The organism is Paenibacillus sp. IHB B 3415, from assembly GCF_000802655.2.
Taxonomy (GTDB): Bacteria; Bacillota; Bacilli; order Paenibacillales; family Paenibacillaceae; genus Paenibacillus_AQ; species Paenibacillus_AQ phytohabitans.
On sequence record NZ_JUEI01000241.1, the window covers coordinates 1 to 495 of the forward strand.

Below are 495 nucleotides of genomic sequence, written 5' to 3' on the forward strand. Positions count from 1 at the left end.
CAGCTCCAGCTCGGTCAGCGGCCGGGTCTCATCCTCCATGTACTGGGGAACAAGCATAATCTCTGTCCGTCTCTTCAACGCATACAACAAGCCGTAAATTAGCCCGTAGTATAGGCAAATCCACAGTAATGAAGGTGAAGCCAAAATCAGCACACCTGCCGTAAACCCGTTCACCCACTCCACCGCCGCAAACGTAGCATTATTCAGCAGCTCTGCAAGCTGCACAGTTAAGAGGGCTGCAGTATTCCAGAACCTTCCAAGCAGCAGCGCCAGCGTACCAAGCGGCAGGACCAGGAACGTGATGAAAGGCACAAACAGCAGATTGGCGGCAAAGGACAGCAGCGAAAATTGGTTAAAATAATATATCGTTAGCGGGAAAGAGACCAATTGCGCAATGAAGGTTACCGAGAGGGCGCTGCCCAGCCAGTTAGGTAAACGTCTGAACAATGGCGCGGCCAGCGGCGTATATACCATGAGACCTGCTGTCACCAGAAA

Annotated in this window: 1 protein-coding gene; it reads right to left on the reverse strand. The window is 52.1% G+C overall.

All coding sequences use genetic code 11. The features are described 5' to 3' along the window. Positions 1-495 (reverse strand): ComEC/Rec2 family competence protein (locus tag QW71_RS36400; RefSeq protein ID WP_200906020.1); only part of this gene is annotated, 495 nt, incomplete at both ends.